Source organism: uncultured Bradyrhizobium sp. (genome assembly GCF_936943645.1).
Classification (GTDB): domain Bacteria; phylum Pseudomonadota; class Alphaproteobacteria; order Rhizobiales; family Xanthobacteraceae; genus Bradyrhizobium.
In genome coordinates this window covers 1-13530 of sequence record NZ_CAKZJO010000017.1, presented here as the reverse complement: position 1 = coordinate 13530, position 13530 = coordinate 1, and the positions used below count along the sequence as shown (strand labels likewise).

Below are 13530 nucleotides of genomic sequence, written 5' to 3'. Positions count from 1 at the left end.
CAAGGCGCTAAGTCGCTTCCATCGCACAAATCATGGCCATGCAGATACAAGGGGGGGCTCTCCGCGGGGGCGGTGGCAGTTGGACTCGCGGAGAGTCCCCCTCACCCGGAATCCGCGCTAATTGCGCGTATTCCGGCCTCTCCCCGCACGCGGGGAGAGGCGAAGAGTGGGCGCCATGAACGCCCCGGCGCGATCCCGCGACAAAGCCCGGAGATATTCACGCATCCGGACATCGATCATGGCACCCAGACTCTCTCAGCCCCTGAAATGGGTCGTTCTCGCCGCTATCACCGGCATCTCGGTTTTCGGCATCCTGACCATCGGCCCGACGCAGGAAGTCGTGGCGGAAGACCGCTCGCCGATCGTGGATGTGCGTACCACCGATCCCGAAATGAATGCCGCCATCGCGCGCGCCCGCGGCACGCTGCCGACCTTCTGGGCCTCCTATGCATCGCCAAAGCCGTCGGAGGAGGGCCATTCCCTGAAGGTACGCTTTCATACCCGCAAAGGGGGCGAGCACATCTGGATCGCCGAGGTGACGAAGCTGCCGAACGGAGGCTATTCGGGCTTCTTCGCCAACCAGCCACGGGACCTGCCGGGCAAACGGGCAGGCGACAAGGTCGAGTTCACGGAGGCCGACATCTCGGATTGGATGTTCATGCGCAACGGCAAGATCGTCGGCGGCGAGACTATCAAGCCGACGCTGAAGTCACTGCCCAAGGCGGATGCCGATGCGCTCCGGGCGCGGATGGAGACGCCGTAGAGGCGGCGCGGGACGCTCTCTCACCCCCTCGCCCCGCTCTTGCGGGGAGAGGTTAAGAAGCCGGCGGTTGCCGCCTCGCGCCCCGGCTGGTAAACGCCCCGCATGGCCGAAAAACCCAAAAAGCCCCAGAAACTGAAGGCGCGCCTGCCGCGCGGGCTCGAGGATCGCGATCCCGCCGCGATCCGGGCGACGCGCGAGATGGTCGAGAAGATCCGCGCCGTTTACGAGCTCTACGGGTTCGAACCCGTCGAGACGCCGGCGATGGAGTACACGGACGCGCTCGGCAAATTCCTGCCCGACCAGGATCGTCCGAACGAGGGCGTGTTCTCGTTCCAGGACGACGACGAGCAATGGATATCGCTGCGCTACGATTTGACCGCACCACTGGCGCGCTATGTCGGCGAGCGCTACGGCACCGATGCGCTGGTCCTGCCCTACCGCAGCTATCGCGTCGGCTACGTCTTCCGCAACGAGAAGCCCGGCCCCGGCCGCTTCCGCCAGTTCATGCAGTTCGATGCCGACACGGTCGGCTCGGCGACGCCGGCGGCGGACGCCGAGATCTGCATGATGGCGGCCGACACGATGGAGGCGCTCGGCATCGCGCGCGGCTCCTATGTCGTGAAGGTGAACAACCGCAAGGTGCTCGACGGCGTGCTGGAAGCCATCGGGCTCGGCGGCGAGGAGAACGCAGGCCGCAGGCTGATCGTGCTGCGCGCGATCGACAAGCTCGACAAATTTTCCGCCGACGAGGTGCGCAAGCTGCTCGGTCCCGGACGCTGGGATGGCGGCGAGGAAGGCAAGGGCGACTTCACCAAGGGCGCCAATCTGAGCGCCGCCGAAGCCGATGTCGTTCTCGCCATCACCAAGCCGCGCGACGATTGGAAAGACGCAATTGCTGCCGCTGAGACGTACCTCGCCAAGAGCGAGATCGGTCAGGCCGGCGTAAGCGAACTGGAAGACATCGCAAAACTGGTGACGGCCTCCGGCTACGGTGCCGATCGCATCAAGATCGATCCCTCCGTCGTGCGCGGGCTCGAATATTACACCGGCCCCGTCTACGAGGTCGAACTACTGCTCGAGACCAAGGACGAGAAGGGCCGTCCCGTGCGCTTCGGTTCGGTCGGCGGCGGCGGACGTTATGATGGTCTCGTCTCGCGCTTCCGCGGCGAGCCGGTGCCGGCGACCGGCTTTTCGATCGGGGTCTCTCGCTTGCAGGCCGCGCTGACGCTGCTCGGCAAGCTCGACACGCGGCCCGAGTTCGGCCCTGTCGTCGTCACCGTGTTCGACCGCGACCGCGTCGCCGACTACCAGAAGATGGTGGCGTCCCTGCGCAGCGCCGGCATCCGCGCCGAGCTTTATCTCGGCAACCCCAAGAACATGGGCAACCAGCTCAAATACGCCGACCGCCGCCACTCGCCTTGCGTGATCATCCAGGGCTCGGATGAAAAGGCGCGCGGCGAGCTGCAGATCAAGGATCTGATCGAGGGCGCCAAGGCGGCGGCCGCGATCGCCTCCAACCAGGAATGGCGCGAGAGCCGGCCGGCACAGTTCTCGTGCAGCGAAGCCGATCTCGTCGCGAAGGTGCGCGAGGTCCTGGCCCGCCATGACGTAAAGTGGGGATAGCCATTCGCCCATTCGTCATGCGCGGGCTTGACCCGCGCATCCATCTTCCCGAATGATGGATGGCCGGGTCAGGCCCGGCCATGACAGGGAGAGAACAATGCCTGAGATCACCGTCAGCATGGCCGAAGGCCGCACCGACGAGCAGAAGGCCGGCATGATGCGCGACATCACGCAGGCACTCGTCAAGAATCTCGGCGTCGATGCCGACGCCGTCGTCATCCAGATCAACGAAGCCCCGCTCCGCCACAAGATGAAGGGCGGCAAGACCTTCGTGGAGCGCGCGGCGGCGGCGAAGAAGTAGCGAAGGCTGTAGCGGCAATTTCCGCTGTCGTCCCGGACAAGCGTCAGCGCAGATCCGGGACCCATAGCCACAGGAAGTGGTTATTTGGTGAAGCGGTAACTCATAGTCCTCGAAACACCACGACGTCCTGTGGTTATGGGTCCCGGATCTGCGCGCGCTTAAGGCGCGCTTGTCCGGGACGACAGCGGAGTTTGAGGCAAGATGGACGCACGCGACTTCATCACGACAGGCATGAGCGCCGAGCGCACGCTGGTGGTGCCGGCCGAGCGCACGGTCGGGCATTTCGTGCCCGGCATGCCTTTTGTCTACGCGACGCCGATGATGATCCTGGAGATGGAGATGACCGCGGGCGATGCGATCCGCGTCGCGCTGCAGCCGGGCTGGGTCACCGTCGGCACCGAGGTCGATATTCGCCACCTTGCTGCGGCGCTGGTCGGTGCGACGGTGCGAACCACCGCGAAGGTGGTCGCGGTTGAGCGCCGCGTCATCCGCTTCGAGGTCGAGGCGTTCGAAGGCACGCGCAAGCTCGGCGAGGGCCGCCATGCGCGCGGGCTCGTCAATGTCGAGACCTTCAACAAGCGGCTCGGGGCGTAGCCAAGAACTCGGCGCGGCAAAGACGCAAAGCGCCGTGCCCGCCCTACAGCACGTCTAGCGCGCTCCGAGCGACGAATAGAACGCTTCCTGCTCCCTTCGGATGCGCACGGCAGGCAACGTCTCGTCGATCGCCACGTCGGCCCAGGTGATGCAGGAATCCTTTGCGACGGCCCTGGTCAATCGCACATTGTGAGCGAGCCCGAGCGGCAAATAGCCCTTTGCGAGCGACGTGCTCGCCGGCGTCAGTTTGCCGAAGACCATGTAGCCGCCTTCTCCGTCCAGCGTATCTCCCGCGCGCAGATCTTTCTTGGCTGTCGCGGCAACATCGGCGTTGAACGTCGTTGCGACCCCCGTTGCCTCCTTGCGCAGTGCGATCGAGGCGACCGAAATTCCGAGCTCGAGACCAATCAGGTGCCATTTCTTGTAAGAACTCATGTAGCGGCCGCTCGGATCGGTGACGACGCTGTATTCCTGGAAGCAGTTGCGGATGTATTCGCTGTCGCCTTCGAAGCAGACCCAGACGCCCTTGCGGATGTCGTTGGGGATCGGTTTGCCGTCCGCCGTCAGGCAGGACACGACTTCGACCTGTCCCTTGGCTTCCAGGATGCCGCCCTCGGAACGGGGACGCATCAGCGTCGGGATGTCGTCGACCGATCCCGGCGGAAATGCGAGGCCTTGCGAGGGCGCCTGCAGTCCGGTCGCGTTTGCGATCGCGGCGGATTCGATCGCCGGCTTGGAGCCGTCGAGGAATGCGTTGAACATCTTCGGGTTCATGCCGCCGCGCGCGGCTTGCTCGGCGGTGAGGCCCCAATGGTCCCAGACCGTCTCGGGCGTCGACTCCCGATAGTGCGGCAGCCATTTGTGGCCGCGGCCGGCCGCCACGACCGGGAAACCGCACGCTCTTGCCCAATCGACGAGATCGCAGGCGAGGGCCGGCTGATCGCCATAGGCGAGGCTGTAGATCACGCCGGCCTGCCTTGCTCTTTGCGCGAGGATCGGTCCGCAGAAGGCGTCGGCCTCGACGGTCACGTTGATGACGGGCTTGCCGTTGGCAAAGGCGCCAAGGCAGTGTTCGACGGCTGCGACGGGATTGCCGGTGCACTCGGCGATCACCTCGATGCCGTCGCACCTCATCAACGCGTCCCAGTCCTCGGTCACGTAGGTCGTGCCGTTCTTGAGCGCATCCTCGAGCGAGGTCGCGGCGAATTGCTCGGGGCGCCAGCCGACGCGGTTCAGGTTTTCGCGGGCGCGAGACGGCGACAGGTCGGCAATTCCGACGAGATGGACGCCGGGTGTGCGCAGAACCTGATGAAGGTACATCGCACCGAATTTGCCCGCCCCGATCAGTCCGATCCTGACGGGGCGACCGCCGGCTTGTCGTTCGAGAAGTTTTGCGTAGAGGTTCACGATCGCTCTCCCCGTCGACAACAGCCAGGATCGCCTCGCATTCGGACTGCCCCGGAGGCCGGGGCCGAAGCGCTCTCTGCCTACTTCGCCAATTCCTTCGATCGCTTCGTCGCGGCGGCGATCGCGCGGATCATGAGGTCGCGCAGGCCCGGCTCGCCCATCAGCACGCCGAGCGCTGCGGCGGTGGTGCCGCCGGGCGAGGTGACGTTCTGGCGCAGCGTGGCGGAGGGCAGCTCCGACTGGTGCAGCAGCTCGCCGGAGCCGGCAACGGTTTCGCGCGCAAGCTTGGTCGCCAGCGCTTCGGGCAGGCCCGCCTCGACACCGGCGCGGGCGAGCTCCTCGGCGAGCAGGAATATATAGGCTGGCCCCGAGCCGGAAACGGCGGTCACCGCGTCCATCAGGCCTTCATCCTCGACCCATTCGACCGAGCCGGTCGCGCGCAGCAGCGCATCGGCCACCGCGCGCTGCGCGGCGCTGACGTTGTTCGCCGCGACGGCAACGGTGATGCCGCGGCCGATCGCGGCCGGTGTGTTCGGCATCGCGCGCACCACGGCGCCGCCGCAGACCTCCTGAAGCGATGTGATCGTGGTTCCCGCCATGATGGATACCACCGACGTCTTGTCCGAGACGAACGATTTCAGCTTCGCGCCGGCCTCGCGGAACATCTGCGGCTTCACCGCGACGACCAGCGTCTCGACCGTGCCGACCGTGGCGGCATCGGGATTGAGCGCGATACCCTTGGCGGCGAGCGCGGTGATCTCGGGCGAGATGTGCGGATCGATCACGGCGACGCGGCGCGGATCGAGTCCGCCCGCCAGCCATCCGGTCAGCATCGCGCCGCCCATCTTGCCGGCGCCGGCGAGGAGGATGGTGCCGGTGATGTTTTGGAGGGGATTGTTTGCCATCGCCGTTGCCACACACTCAGGCGTCATCCCCGCGAAGGCGGGGATCCATAACCACAGGCGGTTCTAGTGGATCGAGGTGTTGGCAACAAGCCGCGTGTCACAAGAGACATCACGCAGTATGGATCCCGGATCGGCGCGCGCTTTGGGCGCGCTTGTCCGGGATGACGTAGGGAGGGAGCTGCGGCTCCCCCATGCATTGCGAGCCCTACGCCTCTCCGACCGTATCGAACATCGCCGCGTCCATGGCTTGCGCGGTGGTCTTGCCGGCCCACACCACGAACTGGAACGCGGGGAAATAGCGCTCGCAGGCGTGGATGGCGCCGGCCAGCATGGCCTCGCATTGCGCGGTCGAGGCGGTCAGCCCACCCGGCAGCACCAGCGCCTGGCGGTGCATGATCATTCCGCTGTTGGTCCACAGATCGAAATGGCCGACCCACAGCTGCTCGTTGACCGCAGCGACGAGCCGCTGCACCTCGCCGCGGCGCGCGAGCGGAATCTTCATGTCGAAGGCGCAGGCCAGGTGCAGCGCCTCGATCTCGCCCATCCAGGTGAAGGAGAGCTGGTAGTCGGTCCATTGTCCCTTCGAGACAATCGTGAGTTCGTCTTCGCCGGAGCGTTCGAACGGCCAGTTATTGCTGGCAGCGATATCCTCGACCACCGCGAGCGGATGGCTTTTGGAATCGATAGTGCTTTCGAGCAGGGACATGCCGTCTCGACCTCTTGCCTTCTTGTTGTCCTTGATACGCACGCGGTTGGGCCCGGCGCGCTCCCTAAACGTCGCTACGGCGTCCCCTCGGAGTTGCCTTTGCGATCTCCTTGGAGTCTTGCGATCCTCGGATCAACGCGGGCCTGTCGCGGATCAAGTGATGTGATTTGCGGAATCTGCGCAACGGGGTCCCGAGTCCGTCCACAAGCCAGGACTCGTTCGTCCACAGCTCATCTCCGCCACAATTCTTAACGGGAAGAACAAATCGGAATCGAAAACGCCCGCCGGCGCCGATCGCTAATTCCGCCGTGCGAGGGCCGAACCGCAGCCCGGGCATGGGACCATGCGGTTTACCCATGCGGAACACGCTTGCCGCGCCGGTTCGCCGGCTGCATATTTCCTGCCAGGCCGTTCATTCCGGACGGCCGATGTTCTCAGGGCGGGGTGAAAGTCCCCACCGGCGGTAAGGGCCGAAAGGCCCAAGCCCGCGAGCGCCTTCCTCAAGGGATCTCCCGAAGGGAAGGGTCAGCAGATTCGGTGCAACTCCGAAGCCGACGGTTAAAGTCCGGATGAAAGAGAACGGTCGGTGGCGGACGCATCGTGAGGATGCGGCCGTTTGTCGTTCCGTGTGCCCTGATTCTGGTCCTTAAACCGAGGAAAGCCATGAATCAGATGTTGCAAGATCCCCAAGCCGAAGCTTCCAAAGCCGAAACTGAACCCCTCCAGCCGCCGGTTCCGCGAGGACCCGCGACCGAGCACCCGCGCTTCGCGAAGCCGCAGCGGGTGGCTTTCGTGCAGGCCTGCTGGCACCGCGACGTGGTCGAGGAAGCCCGCATCGCCTTCATCAAGGAAGCCGAGGCGCGCCACCTCACCCATGTCGATGTGTTCGAGGTGCCGGGCTCGTTCGAGATCCCGCTACATGCGCAGGTCCTGGCCAAGACCCGGCGCTACACCGCGATCGTCGCGGCCGGCCTCGTCGTCGACGGCGGCATCTATCGCCACGAGTTCGTCGCCGACACCGTGATCAAGGCGCTGATGGACGTGCAGCTGCGCACCGAGGTGCCGGTGTTCTCGGCCGTGCTGACACCGCAGCAATTCCACGAGACCGAGGTGCACTACGACTTCTTCCGCAGGCACTTTGCGATCAAGGGCGTCGAGGTGGCGGCTGCCTGTGCCGAGACGTTGCTGGGACTTGAGCGCCTGCGCGGCCAGGTCGCGGCGGGGATCGTGGGGTAGGCAGGCTGCCGTAGGGTGGGCAAAGCGCAAGCGTGCCCACCTTCTCTCGCAAATGAAAAAAGGTGGGCACGGCGCTTTGCGCCTCTGCCCACCCTACGAGACCTTTCGGTTTGGAAATCAGTCGAACAGGCTCGAGACCGACTCTTCGGCCGCGGTGCGCGCGATCGCGTCCGAGATCAGGCTGGCGATCGGCAGGGTGCGGATGTTCGGCGCCTTGGTCACCGCATCGGTCGGCAGAATTGAGTCGGTGATCACGAGCTCCTTCAGCCGGGAATTGGTGATGCGGGCGGCCGCGCCGCCGGAGAGCACGCCATGGGTGATGTAGGCGTAGACGTCCTTGGCGCCCTTGGCGATCAGCGCGTCGGCCGCGTTCACCAGCGTGCCGCCGGAATCGACGATGTCGTCGATCAGGATGCAGGTGTAGCCGGCGACGTCGCCGATCACGTTCATGACCTCGGACTCGCCCGCGCGCTCGCGGCGCTTGTCGACGATCGCGAGCGGGGTGTTGATGCGCTTGGCAAGGCCGCGCGCGCGGGCCACGCCGCCGACGTCAGGCGAGATCACCATCGTCTTGGAGAGGTCGAACTTGTCCTTGATGTCGCGCACCATCAGCGGCGCCGCGTAGAGATTGTCGGTCGGGATGTCGAAGAAGCCCTGGATCTGGCCGGCGTGCAGGTCGAGCGTCATGACACGGTCGACACCGGCCTGCGTGATCAGATTGGCGACGAGCTTGGCCGAGATCGGCGTGCGCGAACCCGATTTCCGGTCCTGCCTTGCGTAGCCGAAATAGGGCAGCACCGCGGTGATGCGGCGCGCCGAGGAGCGGCGCAGCGCGTCGGTGATGATCAGCAATTCCATCAGATGGTCGTTCGCGGGGAACGAGGTCGACTGGATGATGAAGGCATCCGACCCGCGGACGTTTTCCTGGATCTCGACGAAGATCTCCATGTCGGCGAAGCGCCGCACGACCGCCTTGGTCAGCGGCAGGTCGAGCCCTTGCGCGATGGCTTGGGCGAGAGCCGGATTGGAATTGCCGGCGACGAGCTTGATGGAGCCGTTCTTGGCCGACATGGACGCTTCCTCCCGCGCTTTGCTGGATACGACGTTCAACATCTCAGATCCCACTGGAAGCACGGTTACGACGGGCGAGGAAATATCAGGCCGAGGGCCGCGATGGCAACCCGGGATGCTACGTTTTCCCTTTGAAAATCCTGAGTCGGGCCAACGGCTTGGCCGCAACTTGAGGCCGTGGTTTAGCGGGGGTTATTGCTCGGCATAGCCGAGCGCCGAGGCCGGCATCTCCGACGCGATCGGAACGGAGCTCGCCACCGCGGGGCCTCGCAGGCCAGGCGCCGTGCCCGGCGCATCCGGCGTTCCGTTGATCATGTTGGAAAGTCCGCTGAATCCGGCCTGGGCGATCTTCCGTAGCACGAGGTCGTCAGCCGCGTTCCAGGGATCGCGGCCGCCCTTGGCCGAGGTCGGTTCCTCCCCGGACAGGCGCAGCGCCCGCTGCTGGTTGGCGTCGTAGACGTCCCAGACCCAGGCGATCACGGTCTTGCCGCGCACGACCTGGGCGGAGAGATAGCTGCGCACGCGATAGGCAGCCGTTCCCTCGCGGGAGACCACGGACAGGCTACGCAGCTTGGATTCGCTGTCGAGCACGCCGACCATGCGGTCGAACACCTGCGGCGGTGGGCCGTCGATCGATTCGAAGGCGACCGTCGCGCCTGAGCCGGTGCTCGGCGCCATCGCGTAGGAATTGGCAGCGCCGCCGCCACCGGCGCAGCCGCCGAGCGCGGCTGAGGCCGCCAGCAGCATGACCGCCAGCACGCGCGAACCCGCACGGCCCAGGATGATTGACGCGTCCCTCATTATGGAGGGCAGCGATATCGTTAAAATCGATTAAGGTCTAGGGCAGGGGCGACACAACACACCGCCGTCGTGTCTATGCACCCCGGAATGACGATCGCTGATGTTGCCGGTGTGTTCACGCTTCGAGCGCGATGGCGTGAACGTGGCGGCCGTAATCCGGCTCCTTGCGATGCACCGAGCGGCGATAGCTGAAGAAGCGTTCGTCGGCATAGGTGTCGAGGCCGAGATCGTCGATCATCAGGATGCCGGCAGCTTCCAGCCGCTTGCGAATGAAGCCGGCGAGATCGAACATCGCATGTCCCTCCCGCACCGACGGGATGAAGAACATCGAATTGTCCGCATCCGCCTCGATGAAGCGCGCCGCGAACTCGTTGCCGACCTCGTAGCTGTCCTGCTGGATCAAGGGGCCGATCGCGGCGATGATGCCGCCGCGCGTGGCGCCGAGCTTTTCCATTGCTGATATCGTTGCCTCCAGCACGCCTGATAGCGCGCCCTTCCAGCCGGCATGCGCGCCGCCGATCACGCGCGCCTGGGGATCGACGAACAGCACCGGTCCGCAATCGGCGGTGGAGACGCCGAGCGCGATGCCGGGTGTTTTCGTCACCAGTGCATCGCCCTTCGGCCGCGGCCCGCTCGGCCATGGCGTCTCAGCAACGCGCACGTCGGGCGAGTGGATCTGGTGCAGGCTGAGGAAACGGTCCGCCGCGACGCCGACATGCTCGGCCATGCGGCGGCGGTTCTCCGCGACGAGGCCCTGGTCGTCGCTGGAGCCGAGCCCGCCGTTCAGCGCAGAATAGATGCCGCTGGAGACGCCGCCTTCGCGGGTGAAGAAGGCGTGGCGCAGGCCGGGCACCGCCGACAGCAGCGACGAGGTGAGGGTCATCAATTGCCTCCGGCCTGTTCGAGATCGCTGAGGCCGGCAATGCCGGTCAGCCGCGGCTCGGAGATGCCGAGCACCTTGAACATCGAGCCCATGCCGCTGCGACCGGTGTCCGTCAAGCGCTTGAGGGCGATCGAAATGTCGGTGCCGACTTCCGGCGTTGCCTTCTGCATCAGGGCGGCGGCCCTCGTGTCGATGCCGATGCGCTTGAGGAAGTCGCCTTGCGTCACCGGCCCGTGCACGCGCGCCCCGACATCCTCGGCTGCGCGCGCCAGTGCCTGGAAGTCGACATGGGCGGTGACGTCGGCCTGGCCCGGTGCCTTCAGGGGATCGGCGAAGGTGTGGCGCGCAATGGCCTGAAAGGTGTCGCCGGCATCGCTGCGCAGATGGCCGTAGTCGATGATCAGCGCCGCGCCGTCCTGGTCGCGCACGCGCGTGGCGAGCTTCATGATCTCGCCGTCGGGCCGCCATTCGAACACGGCGCCGATGGGTGCGGCGCGCACCAAGGGCGGCAGCAGCACGTCGAAGCGCGGCGTCGGCTCCGGAGCCGCGCCGAACTGAAGCTTTCCGTTGCCGTCGATCTCGATCACGCGCTCGTGCCAGCCGTTCTCGTGGCGGACCATCTGATGAATCGGCAGCACGTCGAAATATTCGTTGGCGAGGATGATGCTCGGGCCATCAGGCACGTCGTCGATGCTGTCGTGCCAGGAGATGTTGCGCACCGCCGACAGCGTCGCACCCTGCCGCTCGCGCAGCACGGGATTGACCTCGACCATGTGGATGTGGAGCGCCTGGTAGAGCGGCGGCAGCACGCGAAGCGCGCGCAGCGCATCCGCCATCATGGTGCCGCGGCCGGGACCGAGCTCGATCAGCCGCAGGAATTGCGGCGAGCCCATCTGCTTCCACACCGAGGCGGTCCACAACCCTAAGAGCTCGCCGAACATCTGGCTGACCTCGGGCGCCGTGGTGAAGTCGCCCTCACGTCCGAGCGGATCGCGCGAGACGTAATAGCCGAAGCGCGGATGCATCAGGCACAGTTCCATGTAGCGCCAGACCGGCATCGGGCCCGAGGCTTTGATCAGCGCCTTGATCTCGTTCAGTAGCGGCTGGTCGGTCACGATCTGTCTTCTCGAAATGAACTAATTGATAGCCCCGACGGGCTTCGGCGCACCGCGCCTGACTGCCAATACAATAAGTATGAGGCCGACGATAAGCATCGGGATCGACAGCAGCATGCCCATGGTTAACCCGCCCCAGAGGTAGCCGAGCTGCACGTCCGGTTCGCGGAAATGCTCGCCGATGATCCGCGTCAGGCCGTAGATCAGGATGAAGCTGCCGAGGATCAGCCCCGGGCGCTTCAAGGCGCCGCGGCGGATCATCACCGCGAGCACGACGAACAGCAGGAAGCCCTCCATGCCGGCTTCGTAGAGCTGGCTCGGATGGCGCGGCACGTTACCGCCGGTCGGGAAGATCATGGCCCAGGGCAGGCCGGGATCGGCAGCGCGGCCCCACAGCTCGCCATTGATGAAGTTGGTCAGCCGCACCAGGAAGATCCCGATCGGCGCAACGCCGCAGGTGATGTCGCCGAGCGACAGGATCGAGATGCCGTTCACGCGGGCGAACCCCATCACCGCGACGACGCAGCCGAGGAAGCCGCCGTGGAACGACATGCCGCCTTCCCACAATTTGAAGATGGCCGCGGGATGCTCGATGAAGAAGGGCAGATTGTAGAACAGCACGTAACCCGTGCGGCCGCCGATGATGATGCCGAGCGTCACCCACAGGATGAAGTCGTCGATCTGCACCAGGCTGATCGGCGACGACGTGCTCCATAGCCTGTCGTTCTTGATCAGGGCGCGGGCATAGAGCCAGCCGAACGTGATGCCGCAGATATAGCCGAGCGCGTACCAGCGGACCGCGAGCGGTCCGATCTCGAATGCGATCGGGCTGAACGATGGAAAGTCGATGAGCAGGAAGGGCATCACGCTTTCTATATCTAGACGAGATTGCGGCGATAGAGCGCCAGCAGGCGTTCCCAATGCCGTTCGGCGGCGTCGCGGTCGTAGGCCGGGCGCTTGGGGAAGGCGAAGCCGTGATGGGTGCCGGGATAGATTTCGACCTCGGCTTTCGCGCCCTCCATGCCCGCTTTGACCTTCTCGATGATTTCCGGCGGCGCGTAGATGTCGGTCTCGGCGCAGGCGAAATAGAGCTCGGCCTTGGTCTTGCTTGCTGCGAGATGCGGGCTGTCGTCCTGATCGGTCGCGAGCTGCACGCCGTAGATCGAGGCGGCCGCCTTGACGCTGGCGGGGAAATGCGTGGCGGCGTTGACGGCATAGCGTCCGCTCATGCAATAGCCGACGGTGCCGACGATTTCAGTGTTCGCGGCCGCCTGGCCCTCGGCGTAGGCGAGCAGCGCGCGCGTGTCGTCCATGATCATGGGAATCGTGAGCGAGCCCATCAGCTCGAACATGCGCTTGCGCTCCGGCGCGTTCGGATCCGCCGGCAGTGCGCCGAGCTCCATCACGCCGGAGCGGTAATAGAGGTTCGGCAGCATCACGTAATAGCCTGATGTCGCGAGCCGGCGCGCCATGTCGCGCAGCTCTTCGCGGATCGCCGGCGCGTCCATGTAGAACAGGATGACCGGAAACGGCCCGCCGCGTTCGGGATGGCTGATGAAGGTTGCTGTGTGGCCGTCCTTGGTCGGGATCGCAATCTGCTGGTCGATCATCCGTTCGATCCTTACTTGCGCCTTGTGATTCTTCTTATGCAGGGACGTCGAATACGATTGCAAGGAAACCGGTTCATGACAAGGATACCGCCGCTTCGCACTTGAACCGTTCGGCCCGGATTGCCATTGTCTTTCCGAGCGTTCGCGCGAAGTTTATCTGAGCTGCCTGGAGGCCGACATGACCCAGACCAACAACCGGTTTTTCGACGAGATCGGCCGCCTGATGAACGACGCCGCCGGTGCCGCCCAGGGCGTCAAGCGCGAGTTCGACACGGTCATGCGGACCCAGGCCGAGAAATTCCTGCGCGACATGGATTTGGTCAAGCGCGAGGAGTTCGAGGCGGTCAAGGACATGGCCCGCTTAGCGCGTGAGGAGAACGAGGCCCTGAAGGCGCGCATTGCGGCGCTGGAGGCCAAGCTCGGGGGCTGAGGCCGGCGAGGCTCCCTCGATTCGTCATGGCCGGGCTTGACCCGGCCATCCATCCTTTTCGGAAGGCCGTTCTGGTTGATGGATG

Annotated in this window: 15 protein-coding genes and 1 riboswitch; of the genes, 6 read left to right on the top strand and 9 right to left on the bottom strand. The window is 65.2% G+C overall.

Features of this window, described 5'->3' with window-relative positions; translation table 11 throughout:
- The first annotated feature begins 238 nt into the window (after positions 1–238).
- From Q0743_RS02175 to Q0743_RS02160, 4 genes are all read left to right on the top strand, one after another.
- Complete coding sequence (locus tag Q0743_RS02175; RefSeq protein WP_298239952.1) at positions 239–763, top strand: DUF2314 domain-containing protein; 525 nt, start codon at positions 239–241, stop codon at positions 761–763.
- Positions 764–865: 102 nt separating this feature from the next.
- Positions 866–2386: a histidine--tRNA ligase gene (hisS, locus tag Q0743_RS02170; protein WP_298239951.1), complete on the top strand. Its 1521-nt coding sequence runs from the start codon at positions 866–868 to the stop codon at positions 2384–2386.
- 55 nt (positions 2387–2441) lie between these two features.
- Positions 2442–2687: a tautomerase family protein gene (locus tag Q0743_RS02165; RefSeq protein WP_298239953.1), complete on the top strand. Its 246-nt coding sequence runs from the start codon at positions 2442–2444 to the stop codon at positions 2685–2687.
- Positions 2688–2888: 201 nt separating this feature from the next.
- Positions 2889–3281 (top strand): hotdog domain-containing protein, encoded by a 393-nt coding sequence (locus Q0743_RS02160; RefSeq protein WP_298239950.1) that lies wholly within the window; start codon positions 2889–2891, stop codon positions 3279–3281.
- A 54-nt stretch (positions 3282–3335) separates the two neighbouring features.
- Here Q0743_RS02160 and Q0743_RS02155 read toward each other — a convergent pair whose 3' ends face one another.
- From Q0743_RS02155 to Q0743_RS02145, 3 genes are all read right to left on the bottom strand, one after another.
- The gene (locus tag Q0743_RS02155; protein WP_298239949.1) at positions 3336–4688 is read right to left on the bottom strand and encodes a flagellar biosynthesis protein FlgA; all 1353 of its coding nucleotides are present in this window, start codon (positions 4686–4688) and stop codon (positions 3336–3338) included.
- Between the two features lie 80 nt (positions 4689–4768).
- Positions 4769–5593: a pyrroline-5-carboxylate reductase gene (gene proC / locus Q0743_RS02150; RefSeq protein WP_298239948.1), complete on the bottom strand. Its 825-nt coding sequence runs from the start codon at positions 5591–5593 to the stop codon at positions 4769–4771.
- Positions 5594–5798: 205 nt separating this feature from the next.
- On the bottom strand, positions 5799–6299 hold the full coding sequence (locus tag Q0743_RS02145; protein ID WP_298239947.1) for a YbjN domain-containing protein: 501 nt from the start codon (positions 6297–6299) through the stop codon (positions 5799–5801).
- 426 nt (positions 6300–6725) lie between these two features.
- A riboswitch (FMN riboswitch) is annotated at positions 6726–6884 on the top strand.
- Positions 6885–6962: 78 nt separating this feature from the next.
- Between Q0743_RS02145 and Q0743_RS02140 the strand changes: the two genes are divergently transcribed.
- Positions 6963–7535, top strand: a complete 573-nt coding sequence (locus tag Q0743_RS02140) for a 6,7-dimethyl-8-ribityllumazine synthase (RefSeq protein WP_298239946.1) — start codon at positions 6963–6965, stop codon at positions 7533–7535.
- Positions 7536–7652: 117 nt separating this feature from the next.
- Here the strand turns inward: Q0743_RS02140 and Q0743_RS02135 are convergent, their stop codons facing one another.
- The 6 genes from Q0743_RS02135 to Q0743_RS02110 form a co-directional block, all read right to left on the bottom strand.
- The gene (locus Q0743_RS02135) at positions 7653–8606 is read right to left on the bottom strand and encodes a ribose-phosphate pyrophosphokinase (protein WP_298239945.1); all 954 of its coding nucleotides are present in this window, start codon (positions 8604–8606) and stop codon (positions 7653–7655) included.
- Between the two features lie 192 nt (positions 8607–8798).
- Positions 8799–9407, bottom strand: a complete 609-nt coding sequence (locus Q0743_RS02130) for a hypothetical protein (RefSeq protein ID WP_298239944.1) — start codon at positions 9405–9407, stop codon at positions 8799–8801.
- Between the two features lie 115 nt (positions 9408–9522).
- Positions 9523–10290 carry a peptidoglycan editing factor PgeF gene (gene pgeF, locus Q0743_RS02125; protein ID WP_298239943.1) on the bottom strand — a complete coding sequence of 256 codons (768 nt, stop codon included), beginning with the start codon at positions 10288–10290 and terminating at the stop codon, positions 9523–9525.
- Positions 10290–11405 carry an SAM-dependent methyltransferase gene (locus tag Q0743_RS02120; RefSeq protein WP_298239942.1) on the bottom strand — a complete coding sequence of 372 codons (1116 nt, stop codon included), beginning with the start codon at positions 11403–11405 and terminating at the stop codon, positions 10290–10292. The genes pgeF and Q0743_RS02120 overlap by 1 nt, the downstream gene beginning before the upstream one ends.
- Positions 11406–11426: 21 nt before the next feature.
- Positions 11427–12269, bottom strand: coding sequence for a prolipoprotein diacylglyceryl transferase (gene lgt / locus Q0743_RS02115; protein ID WP_298239941.1), 843 nt, complete (start codon positions 12267–12269; stop codon positions 11427–11429).
- 14 nt (positions 12270–12283) lie between these two features.
- Complete coding sequence (locus tag Q0743_RS02110; RefSeq protein WP_298239940.1) at positions 12284–13015, bottom strand: dienelactone hydrolase family protein; 732 nt, start codon at positions 13013–13015, stop codon at positions 12284–12286.
- Between the two features lie 178 nt (positions 13016–13193).
- On the opposite strand from Q0743_RS02110, the gene Q0743_RS02105 reads away from it, so the two are divergent.
- Positions 13194–13445: an accessory factor UbiK family protein gene (locus Q0743_RS02105; RefSeq protein ID WP_007596812.1), complete on the top strand. Its 252-nt coding sequence runs from the start codon at positions 13194–13196 to the stop codon at positions 13443–13445.
- Positions 13446–13530 lie beyond the last annotated feature (85 nt).

What these genes read in the sequence shown, in the direction of transcription:
- Q0743_RS02105 (WP_007596812.1), top strand. Translation starts at nt 13,194, where the DNA reads ATGACCCAGACCAACAACCGGTTTTTCGACGAGATCGGCCGCCTGATG.
- Q0743_RS02160 (WP_298239950.1), top strand. Translation starts at nt 2,889, where the DNA reads ATGGACGCACGCGACTTCATCACGACAGGCATGAGCGCCGAGCGCACG.
- Q0743_RS02110 (WP_298239940.1), bottom strand. Translation starts at nt 13,015, where the DNA reads ATGATCGACCAGCAGATTGCGATCCCGACCAAGGACGGCCACACAGCA.
- Q0743_RS02145 (WP_298239947.1), bottom strand. Translation starts at nt 6,299, where the DNA reads ATGTCCCTGCTCGAAAGCACTATCGATTCCAAAAGCCATCCGCTCGCG.
- lgt (WP_298239941.1), bottom strand. Translation starts at nt 12,269, where the DNA reads ATGCCCTTCCTGCTCATCGACTTTCCATCGTTCAGCCCGATCGCATTC.
- proC (WP_298239948.1), bottom strand. Translation starts at nt 5,593, where the DNA reads ATGGCAAACAATCCCCTCCAAAACATCACCGGCACCATCCTCCTCGCC.
- hisS (WP_298239951.1), top strand. Translation starts at nt 866, where the DNA reads ATGGCCGAAAAACCCAAAAAGCCCCAGAAACTGAAGGCGCGCCTGCCG.
- Q0743_RS02135 (WP_298239945.1), bottom strand. Translation starts at nt 8,606, where the DNA reads ATGTCGGCCAAGAACGGCTCCATCAAGCTCGTCGCCGGCAATTCCAAT.
- Q0743_RS02175 (WP_298239952.1), top strand. Translation starts at nt 239, where the DNA reads ATGGCACCCAGACTCTCTCAGCCCCTGAAATGGGTCGTTCTCGCCGCT.
- Q0743_RS02130 (WP_298239944.1), bottom strand. Translation starts at nt 9,407, where the DNA reads ATGAGGGACGCGTCAATCATCCTGGGCCGTGCGGGTTCGCGCGTGCTG.
- pgeF (WP_298239943.1), bottom strand. Translation starts at nt 10,290, where the DNA reads ATGACCCTCACCTCGTCGCTGCTGTCGGCGGTGCCCGGCCTGCGCCAC.
- Q0743_RS02140 (WP_298239946.1), top strand. Translation starts at nt 6,963, where the DNA reads ATGAATCAGATGTTGCAAGATCCCCAAGCCGAAGCTTCCAAAGCCGAA.
- Q0743_RS02165 (WP_298239953.1), top strand. Translation starts at nt 2,442, where the DNA reads ATGGATGGCCGGGTCAGGCCCGGCCATGACAGGGAGAGAACAATGCCT.